This is a genomic window from Oceanimonas baumannii, from assembly GCF_002245495.1.
Classification (GTDB): Bacteria; Pseudomonadota; Gammaproteobacteria; order Enterobacterales; family Aeromonadaceae; genus Oceanimonas; species Oceanimonas baumannii.
The window spans coordinates 265,640-286,941 of record NZ_NQJF01000004.1 but is presented as its reverse complement, the minus strand read 5'-3'; the positions used below and the strand labels follow the sequence as shown (position 1 = coordinate 286,941).

At 54.1% G+C, this 21,302-nt stretch carries 25 protein-coding genes and 2 tRNA genes; 18 read left to right on the top strand and 9 right to left on the bottom strand.

Annotation, left to right across the window (positions count from 1 at the left end):
* Positions 1-51: 51 nt before the first annotated feature.
* From B6S09_RS06660 to nadA, 3 genes are all read left to right on the top strand, one after another.
* Positions 52-127: transfer RNA gene (locus B6S09_RS06660), tRNA-Val, on the top strand.
* A 31-nt stretch (positions 128-158) separates the two neighbouring features.
* A tRNA-Lys gene (locus B6S09_RS06655) sits at positions 159-234 on the top strand.
* A gap of 128 nt (positions 235-362) precedes the next feature.
* Entirely contained in the window at positions 363-1,424 is a 1,062-nt protein-coding gene (nadA, locus tag B6S09_RS06650) for a quinolinate synthase NadA (RefSeq protein ID WP_094277736.1), read from the top strand.
* 67 nt (positions 1,425-1,491) lie between these two features.
* Here nadA and B6S09_RS06645 read toward each other — a convergent pair whose 3' ends face one another.
* The 5 genes from B6S09_RS06645 to B6S09_RS06625 all read right to left on the bottom strand — a co-directional run bounded on the left by B6S09_RS06645 (position 1,492) and on the right by B6S09_RS06625 (position 5,953).
* Positions 1,492-1,851, bottom strand: a complete 360-nt coding sequence (locus B6S09_RS06645) for a NirD/YgiW/YdeI family stress tolerance protein (RefSeq protein WP_094277720.1) — start codon at positions 1,849-1,851, stop codon at positions 1,492-1,494.
* A gap of 60 nt (positions 1,852-1,911) precedes the next feature.
* Positions 1,912-3,216: an ATP-binding protein gene (locus B6S09_RS06640; RefSeq protein WP_094277719.1), complete on the bottom strand. Its 1,305-nt coding sequence runs from the start codon at positions 3,214-3,216 to the stop codon at positions 1,912-1,914.
* The gene (locus tag B6S09_RS06635) at positions 3,213-3,869 is read right to left on the bottom strand and encodes a response regulator (RefSeq protein ID WP_094277718.1); all 657 of its coding nucleotides are present in this window, start codon (positions 3,867-3,869) and stop codon (positions 3,213-3,215) included. Before B6S09_RS06635 ends, B6S09_RS06640 begins: the two co-directional genes overlap by 4 nt.
* A 127-nt stretch (positions 3,870-3,996) precedes the next feature.
* On the bottom strand, positions 3,997-4,992 hold the full coding sequence (gene gap / locus B6S09_RS06630; protein WP_094277717.1) for a type I glyceraldehyde-3-phosphate dehydrogenase: 996 nt from the start codon (positions 4,990-4,992) through the stop codon (positions 3,997-3,999).
* A gap of 157 nt (positions 4,993-5,149) precedes the next feature.
* The gene (locus B6S09_RS06625; RefSeq protein WP_094277716.1) at positions 5,150-5,953 is read right to left on the bottom strand and encodes a DUF2989 domain-containing protein; all 804 of its coding nucleotides are present in this window, start codon (positions 5,951-5,953) and stop codon (positions 5,150-5,152) included.
* A 143-nt stretch (positions 5,954-6,096) separates the two neighbouring features.
* On the opposite strand from B6S09_RS06625, the gene B6S09_RS06620 reads away from it, so the two are divergent.
* The 13 genes from B6S09_RS06620 (at position 6,097) to B6S09_RS06560 (ending at position 17,205) form a co-directional block, all read left to right on the top strand.
* Positions 6,097-7,533, top strand: coding sequence for a glyceraldehyde-3-phosphate dehydrogenase (locus B6S09_RS06620; RefSeq protein WP_094277715.1), 1,437 nt, complete (start codon positions 6,097-6,099; stop codon positions 7,531-7,533).
* Positions 7,534-7,635: 102 nt separating this feature from the next.
* Positions 7,636-7,914 carry a YeaC family protein gene (locus B6S09_RS06615; protein WP_094277714.1) on the top strand — a complete coding sequence of 93 codons (279 nt, stop codon included), beginning with the start codon at positions 7,636-7,638 and terminating at the stop codon, positions 7,912-7,914.
* A 195-nt stretch (positions 7,915-8,109) separates the two neighbouring features.
* On the top strand, positions 8,110-9,063 hold the full coding sequence (locus tag B6S09_RS06610) for a YbgA family protein (RefSeq protein WP_094277713.1): 954 nt from the start codon (positions 8,110-8,112) through the stop codon (positions 9,061-9,063).
* Positions 9,053-9,892 carry a MerR family transcriptional regulator gene (locus B6S09_RS06605; RefSeq protein ID WP_094277712.1) on the top strand — a complete coding sequence of 280 codons (840 nt, stop codon included), beginning with the start codon at positions 9,053-9,055 and terminating at the stop codon, positions 9,890-9,892. Before B6S09_RS06610 ends, B6S09_RS06605 begins: the two co-directional genes overlap by 11 nt.
* The gene (gene phrB, locus B6S09_RS06600; protein WP_094277711.1) at positions 9,870-11,279 is read left to right on the top strand and encodes a deoxyribodipyrimidine photo-lyase; all 1,410 of its coding nucleotides are present in this window, start codon (positions 9,870-9,872) and stop codon (positions 11,277-11,279) included. The genes B6S09_RS06605 and phrB overlap by 23 nt, the downstream gene beginning before the upstream one ends.
* Positions 11,276-11,698: a nuclear transport factor 2 family protein gene (locus B6S09_RS06595; protein ID WP_094277710.1), complete on the top strand. Its 423-nt coding sequence runs from the start codon at positions 11,276-11,278 to the stop codon at positions 11,696-11,698. The genes phrB and B6S09_RS06595 overlap by 4 nt, the downstream gene beginning before the upstream one ends.
* Entirely contained in the window at positions 11,695-12,426 is a 732-nt protein-coding gene (locus B6S09_RS06590; RefSeq protein ID WP_094277709.1) for an SDR family NAD(P)-dependent oxidoreductase, read from the top strand. Before B6S09_RS06595 ends, B6S09_RS06590 begins: the two co-directional genes overlap by 4 nt.
* Positions 12,419-13,666 (top strand): NAD(P)/FAD-dependent oxidoreductase, encoded by a 1,248-nt coding sequence (locus B6S09_RS06585; RefSeq protein ID WP_094277708.1) that lies wholly within the window; start codon positions 12,419-12,421, stop codon positions 13,664-13,666. The genes B6S09_RS06590 and B6S09_RS06585 overlap by 8 nt, the downstream gene beginning before the upstream one ends.
* Entirely contained in the window at positions 13,663-14,382 is a 720-nt protein-coding gene (locus B6S09_RS06580) for a DUF1365 domain-containing protein (protein ID WP_094277707.1), read from the top strand. The genes B6S09_RS06585 and B6S09_RS06580 overlap by 4 nt, the downstream gene beginning before the upstream one ends.
* Before the next feature lie 10 nt (positions 14,383-14,392).
* Positions 14,393-15,646 (top strand): SAM-dependent methyltransferase, encoded by a 1,254-nt coding sequence (locus B6S09_RS06575; protein WP_094277706.1) that lies wholly within the window; start codon positions 14,393-14,395, stop codon positions 15,644-15,646.
* Positions 15,616-16,104 carry a DUF2878 domain-containing protein gene (locus B6S09_RS06570; protein WP_094277705.1) on the top strand — a complete coding sequence of 163 codons (489 nt, stop codon included), beginning with the start codon at positions 15,616-15,618 and terminating at the stop codon, positions 16,102-16,104. The genes B6S09_RS06575 and B6S09_RS06570 overlap by 31 nt, the downstream gene beginning before the upstream one ends.
* On the top strand, positions 16,101-16,583 hold the full coding sequence (locus B6S09_RS06565) for a chalcone isomerase family protein (protein ID WP_094277704.1): 483 nt from the start codon (positions 16,101-16,103) through the stop codon (positions 16,581-16,583). The genes B6S09_RS06570 and B6S09_RS06565 overlap by 4 nt, the downstream gene beginning before the upstream one ends.
* Before the next feature lies 1 nt (position 16,584).
* Positions 16,585-17,205, top strand: a complete 621-nt coding sequence (locus tag B6S09_RS06560) for a DUF3833 domain-containing protein (protein ID WP_094277703.1) — start codon at positions 16,585-16,587, stop codon at positions 17,203-17,205.
* Here B6S09_RS06560 and yfbR read toward each other — a convergent pair.
* Positions 17,136-17,729 (bottom strand): 5'-deoxynucleotidase, encoded by a 594-nt coding sequence (gene yfbR / locus B6S09_RS06555; protein WP_094277702.1) that lies wholly within the window; start codon positions 17,727-17,729, stop codon positions 17,136-17,138. The genes B6S09_RS06560 and yfbR overlap by 70 nt on opposite strands.
* Positions 17,730-17,797: 68 nt before the next feature.
* On the opposite strand from yfbR, the gene B6S09_RS06550 reads away from it, so the two are divergent.
* Positions 17,798-18,091: a DUF1244 domain-containing protein gene (locus B6S09_RS06550; RefSeq protein WP_094277701.1), complete on the top strand. Its 294-nt coding sequence runs from the start codon at positions 17,798-17,800 to the stop codon at positions 18,089-18,091.
* A 195-nt stretch (positions 18,092-18,286) separates the two neighbouring features.
* Here B6S09_RS06550 and purU read toward each other — a convergent pair whose 3' ends face one another.
* The 3 genes from purU to B6S09_RS06535 all read right to left on the bottom strand — a co-directional run bounded on the left by purU (position 18,287) and on the right by B6S09_RS06535 (position 20,673).
* Complete coding sequence (gene purU / locus B6S09_RS06545; protein ID WP_094277700.1) at positions 18,287-19,123, bottom strand: formyltetrahydrofolate deformylase; 837 nt, start codon at positions 19,121-19,123, stop codon at positions 18,287-18,289.
* Positions 19,124-19,148: 25 nt separating this feature from the next.
* Positions 19,149-19,610, bottom strand: coding sequence for a YchJ family protein (locus B6S09_RS06540; RefSeq protein ID WP_094277699.1), 462 nt, complete (start codon positions 19,608-19,610; stop codon positions 19,149-19,151).
* A gap of 109 nt (positions 19,611-19,719) precedes the next feature.
* Positions 19,720-20,673: an OmpA family protein gene (locus B6S09_RS06535; protein WP_094277698.1), complete on the bottom strand. Its 954-nt coding sequence runs from the start codon at positions 20,671-20,673 to the stop codon at positions 19,720-19,722.
* A gap of 364 nt (positions 20,674-21,037) precedes the next feature.
* On the opposite strand from B6S09_RS06535, the gene B6S09_RS06530 reads away from it, so the two are divergent.
* On the top strand, positions 21,038-21,292 hold the full coding sequence (locus B6S09_RS06530) for a helix-turn-helix domain-containing protein (RefSeq protein WP_094277697.1): 255 nt from the start codon (positions 21,038-21,040) through the stop codon (positions 21,290-21,292).
* Positions 21,293-21,302 lie beyond the last annotated feature (10 nt).

Here is a 21,302-nt window from a genome sequence, read left to right as displayed (position 1 = left end):
CTTTTAATCAATTGGTCGCAGGTTCGAATCCTGCACGACCCACCAGTTCCCGGACGCTTAGCTCAGCCGGGAGAGCACCTCCCTTACAAGGAGGGGGTCACTGGTTCGATCCCAGTAGCGTCCACCATTCATGAAAATGAATAAGCCTCCGTTTATACGGGTCGTTAGCTCAGTTGGTAGAGCAGTTGACTTTTAATCAATTGGTCGCAGGTTCGAATCCTGCACGACCCACCATCCTCTGCGTTTTTCTTACATCATATTCCTATTCGTTTTTTCATCTCGTTAACATAGATTTGGGTTGCTTCGTCTTCGGCGGTATAATACCCGGAGTTTGTTATTGAATGGAGCATTGGCACATCGCCATGACTGAAGCCGCTGATATTGTCGAGTTTGACTACCCCTTTCCAGCCAAGCCGGCCCCGCTGAATACGGAGCAACAGCTTGAACTTAAAAATGAAATCAAATCCCTGCTGAAAGCCCGTAATGCAGTGCTGGTGGCGCATTATTATACTGATCCCGAAATTCAGGCGCTGGCCGAAGAAACCGGGGGCTGTGTGGCGGACTCCCTGGAAATGGCACGTTTTGGCAAGGAACATGAGGCACAGACCCTGATTGTCGCCGGCGTGCGTTTCATGGGAGAAACTTCCAAGATCCTCAGCCCGGAAAAAACCGTGCTGATGCCTACCCTGGAAGCGGAGTGTTCACTGGATCTGGGGTGCCCGGCCGATGAATTTGCCGCCTTTTGCGATGCGCACCCGGATCATACCGTAGTGGTATATGCCAATACGTCGGCAGCGGTCAAGGCCCGGGCTGACTGGGTGGTCACCTCCAGTATTGCGCTGGAAATTGTAGAGCACCTCGACAGCGAAGGTCATAAAATCATCTGGGCACCGGATCGTCACCTGGGTGCCTATATCGAAAAGCAGACCGGTTGTGAAATGCTGCGCTGGCAGGGGGCCTGTATTGTACATGATGAGTTCCGAGCCAAGGCGTTGAAAGAGCTGAAGGCTCAGAACCCGGATGCTGCGGTTCTGGTTCACCCGGAGTCACCACAGTCGGTAGTTGAGCTGGCCGATGCCGTGGGCTCCACCAGTCAGCTGATCCAGGCCGCGAAGGAGCTGCCTCAGAAAAAGCTGATTGTGGCCACCGATAAGGGTATTTTTTACAAAATGCAGCAGGCCTGCCCCGATAAGGAAATGGTGGAAGCCCCCACCGGCGGCAATGGTGCCACCTGTCGCAGCTGTGCCCACTGTCCCTGGATGGCAATGAACGGGCTGGTGGCTATCCGTGATGCGCTGAAAGAGGGCGGTGAGACCCATGAGATACGGGTTGATGAAGCTACCCGGATCAAGGCCATGATCCCGCTGGAGCGGATGCTGAACTTCGCCCGTGAACTGAAGATGAAGGTGAAGGGGAATGCCTGATCTGTCAGAGCATTAAAAAAGCCGAAGGCCTTGGCCTTCGGCTTTTTGTTATGTCGCTAGCGGTGGATTATGGGGCCAGCTCAACCCGGTCGACATCCAGCTCGGTTTCATTCCAGTCTTTGTCAATTTCTCCCCACAAGATCAGGGGTGTGTCCGGAGTTGCCTGAACGCCCCCCCAGTCTTCATTGTCGATTTCCACTATCAGGCTGCCACTGTCATCCTTAAAGCGATACTTCTCGTCACCCAGCGATTCGGTGATCACGCCAGTCAGGCGAACCTGGCTGTCGTCTCCCAGCTCCAGGGCCTGGGAAACACTGACTTGCTCGGTGCGGTCGGGTCCGGTGAAGCCACCAGTAGCGGCCATGGCGGTGCCAGCCAGCAAAGAAAATGTGCCTGCAAACAGCGTTACGATAAGAGATTTTTTCATCATCATGCTCCGTTGTGGTTGGTATAAGCCTGATAATAAGGATTAAACCTTAACGTAACCTTAAAGTGTGATGCTGAATCTGACACTGAGCCCTTGGGTGCCATCCTGACGAGCCCGAAATTCAAGGGTGCCGTTATGGGCCCGTGCTATTTGATGACAAATAGCCAGCCCCAGTCCGAGCCCCTGACTTTTGCTGTCGAGCCGGGTATGCCCCTGGTTCATGCTGGTGCGAAGTGGCTGGGGAATGCCGGGGCCGGTATCATTGACCTCCAGTACCATGGTGTTACTTCTATGATAAAGGGCAACTTCCACCTGTATTCCGGCCGGACAGTGCCGGCTGGTATTGGTCAGCAGGTTATCAAGCAGAATACCCAGCAGGGTTGGCTCAACCCGGGCCTGTATGTCCTCCAGCCGGCTGCTCAGGGTCAGCTGACCGGGAGCAAGCCGCCGGCTGAAGTGCTCCAGTACCGGTTCCAGTATCGGTTTTACCGGCATGCAGTCGAATTGATGATGCCAGCGCCCCTGGTCGAGGCGTACCAGCAGCAGCAGTTGCTCAACGACTTTGGCCATACGATCAATTTCTGCACGAATGGCGGGTGTATCCGGCTGGTCACAGGCCAGTTCCAGCTTGAGGGTGGTCAGCGGGGTGCGTAATTCGTGAACCAGATCGCCGGCAAAACGACGCTCACGTTCCAGCACATCGGCGATATCGGCCATTAACTGATTAATTCGGTCGCTCAGTAATGCAACTTCCCTGATAGGAGAAGCCAGTCTTAAGGGGGCCAAATCATTGGCTGAGCGCTGTTCCAGCTGACGTACCAGGTGGGAGAGGGGCCAGAGTATCAGACCAACCAGGGCAGCCAGAAGCAGCAAGGTGAAGCCGCTGCCTGCCAGCGCCGGTGTAATGATATCTTCGGCAATTTCTCCTTGCAGTTCCCGGTACAGATCATTGCGCCGTAGCAGCTGCACCAGTATGGTCTTGTGCCGGTATTGCCGGCCACTCCATTCGTGTCCGTCAAACTGAAGTTTCACTCGTCCGCTGTCAATGCTGGCTGGCCATTGCTGATAGCTCAGGTTACTGATCAGCTGTTGTCGTTGTAGATCCGTTACCGTAATCAGCAGGGTTTCTTCATCGTCGTGCCTGAATGTACGTGCAAGCAGGCTCTGCAGCTCGGTATCAGACATGGCTCCGGGGGTAGCAGCCATCAGCCGTGCGATTACTTCAGCCTGATGCTTAAGATCTTCATCGAGCAGATCCCGGAATTCGTGGTCGGCCACCCTGTAGGTAAGATAGATGCTCAAACCGGATCCGAACAGGATGGCTACCGCCAGGGTCAGCGCCAGATAACTAAGACGCAACTTCATAATGAGGCCAGCCGATAGCCCTGACCGCGAACCGTGACCACCCGCTCACGGCCAAGGCGTTTGCGTAACGAATGAATATGTACATCGAGGGTGTTGGAATCACCGCCATTGCCGGTACCGTACCATTGCTGCAGCAGACGTTCCCGCGGCACGACCCGGCCTTTGGCCATGATAAGAGTCTGCAACAGTCTGTGCTCCATGGGGGGAAGAGTGAGCGGGTCACCGGACAGGATGAAGGTATCGGTATGGGGGGTGTATTCGAGTGCGCCAGCTGTTATTACTGGGTGGGCAGAGCCGGCGCTGCGGCGTAATAAAACACGAATACGGGCCAACAGTTCATCGGCTTCAAACGGTTTGACCAGATAGTCGTCAGCGCCGGTATCCAGCCCCTGAACCCGTTCATCCAGCTGATCCCGGGCCGACAAAATTAATACTGGCTGGGTATGTTGATGACGGCGGAATTGCTGCAGCCAGTGCAAACCATCACCATCCGGCAAGCCCAGATCGAGCAGCACCAGATCGGCATCGGTCACGGCAAGGTACTGTTTTGCCGCAGACAGGGTTCTGACCCACTCGAGCCGGTAATGGGGCTGTAACAGTTTAAGCAGTGCTTTTCCCAGTGCCAGATCATCTTCAATCAGCAGTAACAACATGGTGGTTCCTGTGTATCGGGGCAGTATTCAGGATGGAATCATTCACACCATCATGGTACTGCAGAGTGAGGTCAGGTATGTAAAAAGCGGCCTTAAAGGCCGCCTGTTGCTGAAACCGGTGTCGTTGTTACCTGGAAATATGGGCGATCAGATCCAGCACTTTGTGGGAATAGCCCACTTCATTGTCATACCAGGCAACCAGTTTGACGAAGTTATCATTCAGTGCAATGCCTGCTTTGGCATCAAATACTGCTGCACAGGGCTCACCCAGGAAGTCGGTAGAAACCACGGCGTCTTCGGTGTAGCCGAGAATGCCGTTCATTTCGTTTTCAGATGCCGCTTTGACCACCGCGCATATCTCTTCGTAGCGGGCGGCTTTTTCAAGACGCACGGTCAGATCAACCACAGAAACATCTGGCGTCGGTACCCGGAATGCCATGCCGGTGAGTTTGCCCTTGAGGGACGGAATAACTTTGGCGACGGCTTTGGCGGCACCGGTGGATGAAGGGATGATATTTTGCCCAGCCGCACGGCCGCCACGCCAGTCTTTTGCTGACGGACCATCGACGGTATTCTGGGTGGCCGTAGTGGCATGCACCGTGGTCATCAGGCCTTCGGCAATCCCAAAATTATCATGAATGACCTTGGCCAGGGGAGCCAGGCAGTTGGTGGTGCATGAGGCATTGGAGACAATATCCTGACCGGCATAATCAAGGTGGTTTACACCCATTACAAACATGGGCGTCGCATCTTTGGAAGGACCGGTCAGGACTACTTTTTTGGCGCCGGCCTGAATGTGCTTGCGGGCGGTTTCATCGGTAAGAAATACCCCCGTGCCTTCGGCCACGACGTCTACGCCTGCTTCACCCCAGTTCAGATTGGCGGGATCCCGTTCCGACGTTACCCGTACAGTCTTGCCGTTAACAATCAGCTGGCCGCCTTCCACTTTCACATCCCCCTGAAAGCGGCCATGAATGGAATCGTATTTCAGCATATAGGCCATGTAATCAATATCGAGCAGGTCATTAATGGCAACCACTTCAATATCGTCCCGCTCGCAGGCAAGGCGAAACACGAGACGTCCTATGCGACCAAACCCGTTAATACCTACTTTAATAGTCATATGTTCACCTGAAATATCATGGAAAAATCGGCTTATAAAGATGATGGTAGTAAAGTTACAAAGTTAACGATGCCAGTCAACGGCATGCGCGCTTGAAACTTATCCCTGATCATTATTTTTGAAAATTTATTTCAAAGGGCCGGGTGTCCCAGGTGACTCAGTGTCCGGAGGCAGCCTGGTACCGACCCTGGTGCAGCTGTTCCTTCAGCATTTCTGCCCGCTCTATCATGGCCTGCTGCTGTTGCTCACTAAAGCGGGCATAAGGTTCCATCTTATTCCAGTTTGTCATGTCGTCATCATAAAACTCATTAAGGACCCGGCTCCAGACCCAGGCCTCTTCATAGCGGCGCTGGCTGATATAGAGACTGGTCAGACTTGCCAGCAGATCGCTGTTAGGCCGGATCCCCGCGGGGGTCAACTCCAATGAGCGTTGCAGGGCACGCTCTGCCGCCGGGGGATCCTGATGCAATAAAAATCCGGCCAATGCCTGTTGCAGATCAGGCTGCTGCATTTCGGGTCTGGCTGCCTGCGCGATAAAGTCACGGCGGGCCATCCTGTCACCATGATGCTCCCAGCGCCATAATTGCAAATAGGGATAATCGGATGACGCCGTGCTGCCTTCCAGCCGGGCCAGTTCGGCATCAATGTCAATAATGGTCTCTACTTTGGTATTTTTACGTTCATGCCGTTTGGTATATTGCATATCCAGCAGGGGCTCCAGGCAGCGCTGATAACTGTCCAGAGCGCTCATTATCAGATAACGGCTGGCGTCACCGGGGCGTTCGGCATTTTCATAACGTGCTTCAACCAGTTTGTCCCGTTCTTTGCTACACCAGCTGTCGGTATGTAAATCGGCACAAAACTGAGGGAAGCGACTGCACAGGCCGTTGTTGCGATCTCGCTCACAGCCTGTTAATAAAAAGGTTCCCGTAAGCAGGAATAACAGGGTTTTGGTTCTCATTTCGGTCTTTTGGTGCTCGGCTCCGGTCTGGTAATCATACCCCCTATCCACTAAAATGCCCTCGCCTGAAAGCTTATAAGCAGCAAGTTTTATGTTTGCTGTTCATTCCAATAACGGTTACGTGAATTAAAAGGATCCGGTCGATGACCCATGAGAGTTACCTGTCCGCCTGGCAACAGAGCCAGGAACTGGCAGAGTCCATGCAGCCCCTGATTGGCAAACTGTATCGCAACCAGGGCGTGGAAACCTGCGTCTATGCCCGCCCCCTGCTGAACGCTTCTACCATTGACATTCTCAAGGCTCACCGCGTGGTGCGTCGTCACGAAGGCCAGCCGCTGCCGGTCAGCCAGAGCTACCCGGTGCTGAAAGCGCTGAGTGAGATGGAACTGGCCCCGGCCAGCATCGACCTGGGCAAACTGGCGGTTCGTTACTGGAAAGATCATCAGGACGAGTCCGGCCTGGCCGACTTCCTGAACGCCGAGCTGGCTCCGGCCCTGAACGCCGACAGCGATGCCAAGCCTACCGATGTGGTGCTGTACGGCTTTGGCCGTATCGGCCGCCTGCTGGCCCGCCTGCTGATCGAGCGTGCCGGCAGCAACAACGGCATGCGCCTGCGCGGCATCGTGGTTCGTGGCAACGGCGACGATCTGGAAAAGCGTGCCAGCCTGCTGCGTCGTGACTCCGTACACGGTCCTTTTAACGGCTCCATCGAAGTGGATGCCGACAACAACGCCATTATCGCCAACGGCACCTACATTCAGGTGATCTACGCCAACAGCCCGGAAGAGATCGACTACACCCAGTACGGCATTCACGATGCCCTGGTGGTCGACAACACCGGTAAATGGCGTGACGAAGCCGGCCTGGGTCTGCACCTCAAGGCCAAAGGTGCCGCCAAGGTGCTGCTGACCGCGCCTGGCAAGGGCGATATCAAGAACATCGTGTTCGGTGTGAATGACAACATGATCCAGCCGGAAGACCGCATCATGTCTGCTGCTTCCTGCACCACCAACGCCATCACCCCGGTACTGAAGGCGGTAAGCGACGCCTATGGTGTGAAGAACGGTCACGTTGAAACCGTGCATTCCTACACCAACGATCAGAACCTGATCGACAACTACCACAAAGGCGATCGCCGTGGTCGCAGTGCCGCTCTGAACATGGTACTGACCAGCACCGGTGCGGCTTCCGCCGTGGCCAAGGCGCTGCCTGAGCTGAAGGGCAAACTGACCGGTAACGCCATTCGCGTACCGACTCCGAATGTGTCCATGGCCGTGCTGAACCTGAACCTGGAAAAAGCCACCACCGTGGAAGAGCTGAACGAGCACCTGCTGCAGGTTTCTCTCGACTCTCCGCTGCACAACCAGATCGACTACAGCACCAGCAGCGAGCTGGTGTCTACCGACATGGTGGGTTCTCGCTTTGCCGGTATCGTTGACTCTCTGGCCACCATCGTTGAAGGTGACCGTGCCGTACTGTACGTATGGTACGACAACGAATTTGGCTACAGCTGTCAGGTTATCCGTGTGATGCAGAAAATGGCCGGTATCGAACTGATGGATCTGCCCGCGCGCGGCTGATCGCATTTTTGCAAACCGGTAACGAAAAGGGGAGGCTGATGCCACCCCTTTTTTTGTTTACGGTGGTAGATTAGGCACTATTCAAAAGCAGGAGGATCCTTCATGTCATCGTTTCAGCAAGCCATTGCCGCCATGCCCAGAGAAGTGTATGAGCGGCTTAAAACCGCCGTTGAGCTGGGAAAATGGCCCGATGGTTCGGTACTGACTCAGGAGCAGAAAGAAAACAGTATGCAGGCGGTCCTGGCCTGGCAGTCCATGCACAATGATAATCCCGAACATATGACCATTGGCAAGGGCGGTGAGCTGGTGATGAAAACCAAGGCCGAGTTGCGGCGCCAGTTTCGTGATGAAGAAGAAATTATGCGCAGTAAATTAAATTAAACCTTGTCGCCCGGGTGTATCCCGGGCAATGTTCTGCTTATCCCCAATCCCCAATCCCCAATCCCCAATCCCCAATCCCCAATCCCCAATCCCCAATCCCCAATCCATTTTTCTGAGATATTTTATTGTACAAACTTGATCTGTTTGTACAACTAGCGCTATGTTAAATGGCATGGTTGTACAAGAGAGTTAGATATGTACAAGTTTGATCCCCATATTATCCGGATTGGTATCAGTGGTTGCCTGACAGGCCAGAAGGTACGCTTTGATGGCGGTCATAAGCGCTCGGACTTTTGCACCGAACAGCTGGCTGAATTCGTGGAGTTTGCACCGGTTTGCCCGGAAATGGCCATTGGCCTGGGAACACCGCGCCCCAGTATCCGATTGATAGGAGGGGAGGGACAGGTGATTGCCCAGACAGCAAAGGGGGAAGATGTCACCTCTGCATTGCGTGACTATGGCCGCACTATGGCTGCCCGGTTTGAAGGACTGAGCGGGTATGTATTGTGTGCCAAGTCGCCCAGCTGTGGCATGGAACGGGTGCGGGTCTATCACCAAAGCGGGCAGGGTAATGCCAAGGAAGGAGTGGGCATTTACGCTGCCGAAATTATGAAGGCATTACCACTGCTGCCCTGTGAAGAAGACGGCCGGCTCAACGATCCTGTGCTGCGGGAAAATTTTGTGAATCGGGTTTATGCCCTGCACGACTGGCAGTGCCTGTTATTCAGAGGGCTTACTCCGTCACGGTTGATCGCATTTCACAGCCGCTACAAGTATCTGTTGATGGCCCATCACACAGACAGCTATCAGGAACTTGGGCGATTACTGGCAGACTTGTCGGAAAACCCGGAAGAAAAGGCTGAGCAATATATTCATGGTCTGATGAATGCCTTGCGTATGCGGGCCAGTCGCAAGGGACACACCAATGTGCTGCAGCATCTGCAGGGCTATTTTAAACGTCAGCTCAGTTCCCGGCAACGTCAGGAACTGGCCCGAACTATTCATCAGTACCGGGAAGGCATTCTGCCACTGTTGGCACCCATCACCTTGCTGCGCCATTACCTGGAAGAACATCCCAACGACTACCTGCGCCAGCAGGTATATCTTAATCCGCATCCGGAGGCATTACGACTGCGTTATGGCATCTGAGCCCCAGTACCCCATTCGGGAAGTATCCCGTTTAACCGGTATTAATCCGGTAACCCTTCGCGCCTGGCAACGCCGCTACGGTCTGCTTAAGCCGGCGCGTACCGATAAGGGCCACCGGCTCTATTCCGATGAAGACATTATCCTTATTCGCCAGATCCTGCATTGGCTGGAGCAGGGGGTCAGCATTGGTCAGGTAAAGGGGTTACTTAACCATCCTCAACCGGTGGAAGAAGGTTCCAACTGGGAGCTGGCCCGGCAAAGCTTGCTGGCAGCTGCATGTGAGCTGAATATCGGGCGGCTGGAGGCTGAGTTGAATGAACTGGCCAGTCTGTATCCGGCCGAGTTGCTGCTGCGCCATGTTATTCGTCCCTGGCTGCTGAATCTGACACAGCTGGAGAGGCCCGATGCTCAGCTGATTGAGCAAAGTGCCACAGCTTTGTTGGCCAGAGTATTTACCCAGTTGTTGACCATCAAGACCGGCCTGCGAGTGGCGGTGGCACGGGCGGGGCAGTGTCATGAGCTGGCCGGCCTGCTGACCTGTTTTGAATTACAGGGGCTGGAATGCCGCAGTGTCTATCTTGGCCATCCTGAGCCACTGCAGTTACCCCTGTCAGCCGGCCGTCTGCAATATGATGCGCTGATTGTGGTGCTGGGAGGAGGGCTGACTCAAAGCTGGTTCTCCGAGCGTGTGCACTGTTGGCCCGAGCATTGTTTCTTTACCGGTGAACTGGGGCAGGTTTATGCAGAGCAGGGCTGGCTTGAATGTCCTTATGAAACGACCGTCAGCGAGCTTGCGAGGAAACACGATGCAACATTTGGTCTGGTTTAGAAACGACCTGCGTACCGCCGATAATCCGGCCCTGCATGCTGCCATGCAGGAAAGCGACAGCGTGCTGGCGGTTTATATCGATTGCCCCGGACAGTGGCGCGAGCATGGTAACAGTCCCATTCAGCGGGATTTCCTGAGCCGTAACCTGCAATCGCTGAGTGAGGCGCTGGCAGAACTGGGTGTCTCTTTGTCAGTGCTGGAGTGTGATCGTTTTGACGAGGTGCCGGCACTGTTATCGGCTTTTGTGAAAGAGCAGGAAGTGGATGCTCTCTATGCCAATCGTGACATAGGTATTAACGAGCGTCGCCGTGACAAGGCCGTGCAACAGCAACTGAATATTCCGTGCCGGGTGTTTAACGGCGACTGCGTGATAAACCATGGCAGCATTGCTACCCAAAATGGCGAGATGTACAAGGTATTCACGCCCTACTCCAGGGCCTGGCTGAGTACGCTCAAAGCTCAGGGATACCGTTTGCTGCCTGTGCCGGAGGCGATGAGCAGGGCATGCAAGGCCGTTAAGGTGGCGTTGTCCGGAGAGATGAAAGACAGCAGCGACTGGCATGCCGGTGAACCGGCTGCGCAGCAGGCTCTTGCCCATTTTTGTGCGGAAAGTCTGGCCGGATACGGAGAGCTGCGGGACTATCCGGCTGTAGAGGGGACCAGTCGTCTTTCTCCTTATCTTGCGCTGGGCATACTGTCTCCCAACCAGTGTTTGGCAGCCATTGAGGCTGAGTTGGGCGCATTACCCTTTGGCAAGGGAGAACAGGGCTTTAGCTGGCTGAATGAAATTATCTGGCGGGAATTTTATCGCCATCTGCTGGTGGCTTTTCCCCGGCTCTCCATGAACCGGGCTTTTAAGCCCGAGACCGAAGCACTGCAATGGAGCCAGGGAGATGATGTGTTCAAGGCCTGGTGTGAAGGGCAAACCGGTTATCCCATTGTAGATGCGGCCATGCGCTGTCTTAAAAGTACCGGCTGGATGCATAACCGGTTGCGCATGATAGTGGCCAGCTTTCTGACCAAGGACCTGCATATTGATTGGCACCGGGGCGAAGCCTGGTTCATGGCCCACTTGATCGACGGCGAACTGGCTGCCAACAACGGCGGTTGGCAGTGGGCGGCAGGTACTGGTGCCGATGCCGCACCTTATTTTCGCGTGTTTAATCCGGCGACCCAGAGCGAACGGTTTGATGCCAGCGGCGATTTTATCCGCCGCTGGGTGCCTGAACTGGGAGACGTGCCGGCAAAATACATTCATGCGCCTCACGGTTGGCTACGCGAACACCGGCGTGAAAGCGACTACGCATCACCTGTGGTCGATCACGCCCGGGCACGAAAATATGCCATTGCCATGTTCGATGCTTTGAAGGACAAGGAGGAGTCATGAGCCCGGCTCTTGATGCGTTTTGCCGACTGTATCAAAGCTTGTCACCTGAGCAGCTGCAGGAGCTGCGTCATGTGTATTCCGATGATGTGCTGTTTGCAGACCCGGCTCACAATATCCGTGGCATCGATGCCCTGGTTGCTTATTTCGAGGGCTTGTTTGAACGGGTGCAGCAATGTCGTTTTGACATTATTCAGGTCATGGAGCAGGACGGTGAGGCCTATGTGCGCTGGGAAATGCACTTTACTCACCCTCGTCTCAATAGTGGACGGCCGGTTAGTGTCCCCGGTGTTAGCCACCTGTGTTTTGCCGAGAGTGTGTATTACCACAGAGACTTCTTCGATCTCGGTACCATGCTTTACGAGCGCTTGCCGTTACTGGGCAATTGCATTCGTGCGCTGAAACGGAGGCTGAATCCATGAAGCGGGTATTGGTTACCGGTGCCAGCTCCGGCATTGGCCTGCAGCTGGCCACCGACTACCTGGCTGACGGCTGGCAAGTTGTGGCCTGTGGCCGCAATAAAAGCAAGCTGACTCAGGCGCTACCCGGTGAAGGGGTGGAATACGGTGTGTTTGACATTAATGACCGCGAGGCTGTCAGGATGGGGCTGAGCACGGTGGCTCCGGTGGATCTGGCCATTCTCAACGCCGGTACCTGTGAATATGTGGATGACGCCCATGCCTTTGATGCTGACCTGTTTGAACGGGTGGTGCAGGCCAACCTGATTGGTACTGCCAATTGTGTCGCGGCGGTGTTGCCGCGTATTAAAACTGGTGGTCGGCTGGCGCTGGTGAGTTCTGCGGTCACTTTTGTTCCGCTTACCCGGGCCGAAGCCTACGGTGCCTCCAAGGCCGGAGTGGATTATCTGGCCCGCACTCTGGCAGTGGATCTGAATTCCTCACAAGTGGCTGTGAGCCTGGTACGGCCGGGTTTTGTGGATACGCCTCTGACGCAGAAGAACGACTTCCCCATGCCTGGCCGTGTCAGCCCGGTGCAGGCCAGCCGGATCATTCGTTCCGGTCTTGCCAGAGGTAAACATGAAATCACTTTTCCCTCTGCGTTTATTGTCACTCTGAAATTACTGTCGTGGCTGCCTTACGGATGGTGGCTCAGCCTGGCCCGTCGTATGAAAGGGAATACTTATGAGTAATATTGCAGTGATAGGCAGCGGTATTGCCGGTCTGACATCGGCCTGGTTGCTGAGCCGGCAACACAAGGTGACCCTGTTTGAAGCCAATGATTATCTCGGCGGTCACACCGCCACGGTGGACGTGTCATTGAATGGCCGAACCTATGCGGTAGATACCGGGTTTATTGTATTCAACGACCGTACTTACCCGCGTTTTCAGCAGTTACTGGCTCAGGCCGGGGTTAAGGCCCGGCCTGCTGAAATGAGCTTCAGTGTGCAGCAGGCGGCGACCGGACTGGAATATAACGGCCATACCCTCAACACCCTGTTTGCTCAGCGGAAAAATCTTCTGAACAGCCGTTTTTACCACTTCTTGCTTGAAATTGTCCGTTTCAACCTGTTGTGCAAGCGGGTGCTGAAGCAAGGCTCTCTCAATGATGGAGATACCTTGGGGCGTTTTCTTGCGCAATATGGCTTTTCTGACTTCTTCGCCGGCCATTATGTACTGCCCATGGTGGCAGCTATCTGGTCATCGTCGCTGGCTGACAGTCGTGATTTTCCGTTGGCCTTCTTTCTGCGTTTTTTCAATCATCACGGCTTGCTCAACCTGGTGGACAGACCCCAGTGGTATGTGGTGGAAGGAGGTTCACGCAGCTATATACCTGCTCTGGTACAGGGCGTGCAGGAGATACGCCTTAACACTCCGGTCCAGTGGGTACAGCGGGTGGAAAATGGAGTAAAGATCACCACTGCTGCCGGCAGCGAGCACTTTGACGAGGTGATAATGGCCTGCCACTCGGATCAGGCCCTGGCGATGCTGGCCGATGCTTCTGAGGCAGAGCGGAAAGTGCTGGGTGGCCTTGAGTACCGGAATAACGAAGTGGTGTTGCATACCGATATTCGTCTGCTGCCAGCAGAACGCAGGGCGTGGGCAAGCTGGAATTATTATCTCGATGGCGGCGAAGACGCGCTGCCTGCGGTCACCTACAACATGAATATTCTGCAGGGTATTGAAGCCGGTGAAACGGTGTGTGTGACCCTGAATCGCAGTGAAGCTATTGCCCCCGAATGCATTCTTCGCCGGTTTACTTATGCTCATCCGGTTTATAACCGCGATGCCATTGTGTCTCAGCGCCGGCGCCAGGAAATATGTGGCCATCGTCATACTCATTTTTGCGGGGCTTATTGGTACAACGGGTTCCATGAGGACGGTGTGCGTAGCGCCCTGGACGTATGCGAACGTTTTGGGGTGCATCTATGAACCTGAACAGTGCCATTTATACCGGGGTGGTGCGACACCGGCGCTACCGTCCCCGTGCCCATGCCTTCAGTTACGGTCTTTATATGCTGGCGCTGGATCTGGATGAGCTGGCTGAGCTGGCTGCTGTCAGCCGCTGGTTTGCCCTTGAGCGTTTCGCCCCCCTGAGCTTTCGCCGCAGTGACTACCTGGGTGATCCCAAGGAGCCGCTCAAGCAATCGGTATTGGCGGAAGTAGCCCGCCTTGGTGGCGAGATCAATAACCTGAACCGCGTGAAGATGCTCGGGCAGGTACGCTGCTTTGGTATCTATTTCAGCCCGGTGAACCTGTTTTTCTGCTACCGGCAGGGCGAGGCCCGTTATTTGCTGGCGGAGGTGCACAACACCCCCTGGAATGAACGCCATTGTTATCTGGTGGATTTGAAGCAGTCCGGCGTTACCGAGAAGGCGTTTCATGTCTCTCCGTTTATGAGCATGAACATGCAGTATCACTGGCGGATTGTTCCGCCGGCAAGGCGGACTCTGGTTCACATAGAGAACCGTAATCCTGAATTGTTATTTGATGCCACGCTGGCCCTGCGTCGAAACCCATTCAATGCACTTGCGCTGAAAGCAGCACTGCGGCAGTGGCCGCTGATGACACTGACAGTGGTACGCGGCATTTACTGGCAGGCTCTGAAATTGTTTTTAAAACGAATCCCTTACCATTCACATCCTTGAGGACGCCAAGATGGAAACAACCCTGACCCTAGCAGCCCCCCGCCGTTTGGATCGATGGGCCCGTAACCTGGCATTTTCCTTATTACCGGGGCTGAAAAATGCCGGACTGACTGTACTCGATGGTGATGATCATTTTTTCTTCGGTGATGCACGCTCGGCATTGCAGGCAGAAATTCAGGTAGTGGAACCCCGTTTTTATCGCCGTTTGCTGAGCGGAGGCAGTATCAGCGCCGCTGAAAGTTGGGTTGAAGGGGACTGGTTCAGCCCGGATCTGACTAGTCTGATACGGCTGTTTGCCCGTAATACCCACGTGATGGATCGGCTGGAACGCCGGCTGGGCTGGCTTACCTGGCCCTGGCTACGGCTGTCACACTGGCGGAACCGCAATTCAAAAGCGGGTAGCCGGGCCAACATTGCTGCCCATTACGATTTGGGCAATGACATGTATGAACTTTTTCTCGATCCGCAAATGCAGTATTCATCAGCGGTTTTTCCAAGAAACGGCTCGTCGCTGGAGCTGGCTCAGGAGTATAAGTTGCGGCTGATCTGCTCCCGGCTGGAGCTGAAGCCGGGCGATCATTTGCTGGAAATTGGTACTGGCTGGGGTGGGCTGGCCTGTTATGCCGCCCGTCATTATGGCTGTCGGGTCACGACCACCACTTTGTCTGAAGCGCAGTTTGAGTATGCCCGCGTCCGGATTAAGCGTGAGGGGCTTGAAGACAGGGTGACGCTGTTGCTAAAGGATTACCGGGAACTGACCGGCCAATATGACAAGCTGGTATCAGTGGAGATGATTGAAGCCGTTGGCCATGAGTATCTGCCGGAATATTTCCGTATGCTTGACCGATTGCTCAAGCCCGATGGTCGCCTGCTTATTCAGGCCATTACTATTGCCGATCAGCGTTACCGGCAATACCGTAAAAGCGTGGATTTTATTCAGCGTTACATTTTTCCCGGTGGCTGTCTGCCTTCGGTCGGCGAAATGTCCCGTCACCTGCGAGAGCAAACGGATATGAGTCTGGTGCGGCTACATGATTATGGCTGGCACTATGCTGAAACTCTGCGGATCTGGGCTGCACGTTTTCAGCAAGCGGCTCCCCGTCTTTCCCGTTTGGGCTACAGCGATGACTTTCAGCGGTTATGGGCTTTCTATTTTGCCTACTGTGAAGGCGGTTTTCTGGAAGGCACCATTGGCCTTGCTCATTTTGAAGCAGCCAAGCCCGGAGCGAGATCATGTCGGCATGGCAATGGACCCAACTTATAGCCTTTGAAGGCTTCTGGTTGCTGGCGGTGGCCGGACAAAATGCCTGGGCCTGGCTGGCCCTCTGTCTGCTGCTGATACATTTTTTATTCACTCCCAGCCGGCGTGCCGATCTGCGTGTGCTGTGGCTGGCCGCTTTGGGATGCGGGGTGGATGCCTTGCTGACGTTTGGCGGAGTGTTTTCCTTCAGTCACTGGCCACTGTGGCTGGGTGTTTTGTGGGCAGGATTTGTGCTGACCCTGGGCCACAGTCTCGTTTGGCTCAGACGCTTTTCTTTGCCTTGGCTGGCACTGTTCGGGGCAGGGGCGGGAGCCAGCTCCTATCTTGCCGGCTGGAAGCTGGAAGCCGTGGTTCTGCCACTGGGTTTCTGGCCATCGGCATTGATCCTGGGTGTTATCTGGTCGGGACTGTTGCCTCTGCTGGTGATGCTTGACCGACGACTGCGGAGAATTGAACCATGAAAACACTTTGTTGCATGCTGCTCTTGCTGGTGTCATCGGTAGCGGCCAGTCCCGTGGGTGATCTTACCCTGGTGGGTCAGGGAAGAATGAGCTGGTTGTTCTGGGAGCTGTACCAGGCCCGCTTTTACAGTGAAAGTGGTCATTATCAGCCGGGACAATATCCTCAGGCATTATCCTTGCGTTATCAGCGTAATATCGACAATGACGATTTGATCACCGCCACTGTGGAGGAGTGGCAGCGGTTGGGGGTGGAATGGAAACGGGAATGGCCCGGACAGCTGGCGAAAATATGGCCTTCGGTGCGTACTAATGACGAACTGGTACTCAGAGTGGATGAGGATGGCACCAGCCGGTTTTACTTTAACTGGCAACTGGTAGGTAGCATGGGGGATCCGGACTTTGCCCCTGCCTTTTTGGCCATATGGTTTTCAAGCGACAGCCGTAATCCAGGACTGACCCGGAAGCTGAAAGGGGGATGATATGAAAATATTACTGATGATACTGACTCTGGTGCTGGCTTCGCTACTGGCCTCCTGCAGCAGTAAAATCGAAGATTATGCGGGCACCACGCCGGCGCTGGAACTGGATGAGTTCTTTCGTGGAGAGCTGGTGGCTTTTGGTATGGTTCAGGATCGCTCCGGAAGGGTGTTGCGCCGCTTTAAGGTGGACATGGTGGCCAGCTGGAAAGACAACCAGGGCATATTGGAAGAAAACTTTGTTTATGACGACGGAGAGCGGCAACGCCGGACCTGGAGGCTGGAAAAGCATGCCGATGGCCGTTATACCGGCACTGCCGGTGATGTAGTGATTCCGGCTGAAGGGCGCACCCGGGGTTATGCCCTGAACTGGCGTTATACCCTGGCAGTACCGGTTGATGGCAGGGTGTGGAATATCGATTTCAATGACTGGATGTATTTGCTGGATGAAGACCGCCTTATCAACCGGGCCGAAATGACCAAGTGGGGCTTCAACGTCGGCGAAGTCACCCTGTGGATTGAGCGAAAATCCGATAGGAATGATTCACTCATACCTCAGAAGTCCGGGGTGGAGATTTCATCCAGTGAAAGAGAGAAGCTGGGCACGAATACGTCAAGAAAATAACGGATCTCATCGTTCATGCGCTCGTTCAGCATGGTGGTGAGCCGTTCCCGGGCTTTGGCAAACTCCCGGTTTCCTGCCGACAGCTCTTCTTCACACTTGAGGTAGGCGCAAAGAATGTCGGCGGACTTCACCAGATGACTGTAGTCATCTTCCCCATGGCCGCACAGTAACGGTTGATAGGCCGTGCGCAGCTCGGCGGGCAGCATGGCAAGCAGGCTTTGTTCGGCGTTCTGTTCGATCGCCTTGTAAGCGGTAGCAATCTCGTGGTTAAAGTACTTAACCGGAGTGGGCAGATCACCGGTCAGCACTTCGCTGGCGTCGTGGAACAGGCCTCGCATGGCGGCGGTCCCCGGATCCAGCTGCCCACCAAACAGGGTATTTTTTATCACAGCCAGGGCATGGGCTACCATCGCGACCTGTAGGCTATGTTCGGCCACGTTTTCAGGATCCGTATTACGCATCAGCGGCCAGCGCTGAATGAGCTTCATGCGTGCCATCTGGGCAAAAAAGTGACTGCGATTCATGCTGCTGCCTCATGAGGTTTGCGGGGCTTGCCGCTATAATGGCACTTCAATAGCCAATGGAGAAGATCATGGACAAGCAAACTCAGACCGAGTTGGAAGCTGCTGCTTTTCGTGCCCTGGTGGCCCACCTGGACAAGCGTAAGGATGTACAGAATATTGACTTGATGAACCTGGCCGGCTTTTGCCGCAATTGTCTGAGCAAATGGTATCTGGCTGCCGCCGAGGAGCGGGGCGTAGATATGAATTATGATCAGGCCCGGGAACGGGTATATGGTATGCCCTATGGCGAGTGGAAGGAAAAATATCAGCAAGAAGCGACCGCTGAGCAGAAAGCTGCTTTTGAGAAAAGCCACAAGTCATAGCTGTAAGCGGTCGGCTTTAAGCTGGGAGTCGCTTTGCATTGTCTGCAGGTACGGTACAGTACCTGCAGATTAATTGCTGGTTATCCAAAGCTGGCAGCCTAGTATTTACAAGCATGGTTGAGAGCCACCAAACACCGCCATTTCTAGCTTACGGTTTACAGCTCTCAATAGCTTTCAGCTCCCCGAAGGGGATGATTATTTAAATACCACGGTGCGGTTGCCGTAAACGAATACCCTTTCTTCCAGCACCAGGTTCAGTGCCCGGCTCAGTACCGACTTTTCTACGTCCCGGCCGGCTTTGGCCATGTCTTCAGCCGAGAAGGCATGACTGACATGCGTCACGTCCTGTTCGATAATCGGACCCTCGTCCAGATCGTCGGTAACAAAGTGAGCAGTGGCACCAATCATTTTTACACCCCGCTCATAGGCTTGCCGGTAAGGGCTGGCACCGATGAAGGCAGGCAGGAAGGAATGATGGATATTGATAATGCGTTTTGCATAACGGGCCACAAAGTCCGGGCTGAGAATACGCATATATTTGGCCAGCACCACATAGTCGGGATCGTATCGGTCAATGATTTCAATCAGGCTGCGTTCGTGCTCGGTCCGGTTCAGTCCTTCGTGGGACACGGTATGATAGGGAATGCCGAACTTTTCTGTCAGCCCCTGAAGGGTGTCGTAGTTACCGGCCACCGCCACAATATCGATGTTCATGGCACCACTGAAGTATTTCATCAGTATATCGCCAAGGCAGTGTGCTTCACGGGTCACCAGAATAACCACTCTTTTGCTGCCTGCCGGTACCAGTCGGTTCTGACCTCCTTCTGGCAATGCATCATTCAGATCAGCCAGTAACGTGACATCGTTAAAGCGGCCTTCGAGCTCAGTGCGCATAAAGAAGTGGCCATTATCATGGTCAACAAACTCATCGTTGCGCACGATATTGAGCTGATGCTTATAGCAGATATTGGTGATCTTGGAGATAAGCCCACGAGCATCGGGACAGTGGCTCAGCAGTATTTTTCGTTCCATTATCTTCTTCTTGTTGTTTAAAGTCTTAGCGCCGGTTACAGCAGTGTTTGTATTTTTTGCCGCTGTGGCATGGACAGGGCTGATTGGGGCCGGTTTTTGGTGGATTATGCAGTCCGGAGTGATACACCCAGCGGCCTTCAAAGCGAACGAAACGGGAGCGTTCGTGCAGTAACACCACCCGGTCATGCTCACGGTAGCGAACCTTGAATTCTACTTCACCTTCAGTATCGGCAGGTGTGCCACGGGAAAAGACGATGTTCAGTCCCAGCCATTCGGTACTGAGGCCTGACTCGCGCAGTGTGGCGGCATCCAGCTTTTCGAGGGTATCAGGGTGCCAGGTATGCACCAGATACTCACCTGCTCCGGTACAGTAGGCACTGTAGCGGGAGCGCATCAGGGTAAGAGGGTCTGGGGCCTCGAGCCTGCCTTCCAGAAAAGGCTGGCAGCAGTCCGGGAACGGCTGCTTACTGTCACAATGGCATTGCATCACGTTTGGAATAAAAAGAGAAAAGCAAAGTATGCCAGAATCAGAAGGAAATTGAGAAAAACAAAACGGCCCCTTGGGGCCGTTTGTGACAGACTTGGCAAAGCCAGGTTTATTCGACGATTTCAACCTGAATGCTTGCCTGGCCTTTGGCATCTACGCGACGATCGCGCTGACGCTCTTCTGCGCTTACACCCTGAGCCAGCTCACTGCCGTACCAGGCGGTCTGAATGTTTTCAGCAGCCACGCCACGCTTTACCAGATAATCTTTGGCAGCCAGCGCACGGCGCTCAGACAGCTTGCGGTTGTACTCGGCTTTACCCAGACGGTCGGCGTAACCGGCCAGTTCGATCTGGTAGTTCGGGTTTTGAGCTGCAAAGCTGGCAACTTCGTCCAGAGTGGCACGGGAGTCGGCAGATAGTGCAGAGCTGTCAAACGCGAAGTATACGGAGCCATCGGCGGTGACGGTGCGGGTTTCATACGTCACTTCAGGCTGCGGCTGAGGAGCTACCGGAGCAACAACAGGCGCTTCTGCCTTGCGACGGTTAGGGTGCAGAACGAATTCAACCATCACGTTGTTTACATCGCTCTCATAACCGTTGTCGGCCATGTCACCCACGTCTTCAATGCGGCGATAACGGGCCTGAACGTCTACCAGATCGGTTACCTGGTAGGTAATACCAAGGCCTGCCATGGGGGAAACACCCTCATGGTTAATGGCACGTACTGAACGCCATCCCCAGGCACCAGCTTCACCAAAAACTGACAGCTTTTCAGTCAGCGGTAAACGGCCGATAGCGGACAGACTGATGTTGTGAGTGCGGGTTGCGCCGCCGTTGAACAGGGTATAACCCAGTTCGGTACCAAAGTACTGGTTAAAGTTGTAACCACCAAAAGCATTAATAGCACCGGTTTCATCTTTTACTGCGGGCAGATGATCCTGAATGTCTTCAAAGTTAGCAAGACCTGCACCACCACCCAGGTACCAGTCATTAGCCATTACGCTTGAAGACATACCGGCAGCAAGTGCCATTGCTAACATTGTAGGAGCCACTGTCTTTTTCATTTTTTGTTCCTCATTCAAATGAGTTTTTTGAGAGGGTGTGCAATTGCGCATACTGATTAAGGGTATGCCAATTTCAGGATGCAAAAACTTGGCATCATCCACATACCCACGCGAAGCCAGATTAGCGTGTTTGACAAAGACTAACAAGGTGTTGGGATAAGTGACGAACGGGATTTTACAGAGTTCGTTAATGAAGAAGAAGTTTTATTCCTGGCCAACGCGGTATTCAGGTGTCGTTCAGCACGAGAGTGTCAGTTTTTTGAATAAAAATCAGCCAGCTCATAACGAGTCTGTTGACTGGTGTTAAACTGAGTAATGAACGCATATGTTTGTCGTAATATGCAGAACGAGGAGTAGCAATATTATGAATCCTGATACCAGTCTGGTCGGAAGAAAAATCCGGCAAATCCGCGAGGCGATGGGGCTCAGCCGGCCCAAGTTTGCCGAGCTGCTTCAGGTTCCGCCCACCACACTGAAAAACTATGAACTGGGTTATCGGGAGGTGGGGGGAGCCTTTCTGGTTGCCCTGTCGCAGCACCCGGAACTGCACAAATATACCCTGTGGTTACTTTCTGGCAACACAGTGCCAGAAGCCGGGCAGGTGAGTCCGGAAGTGTGACATTTTCTGA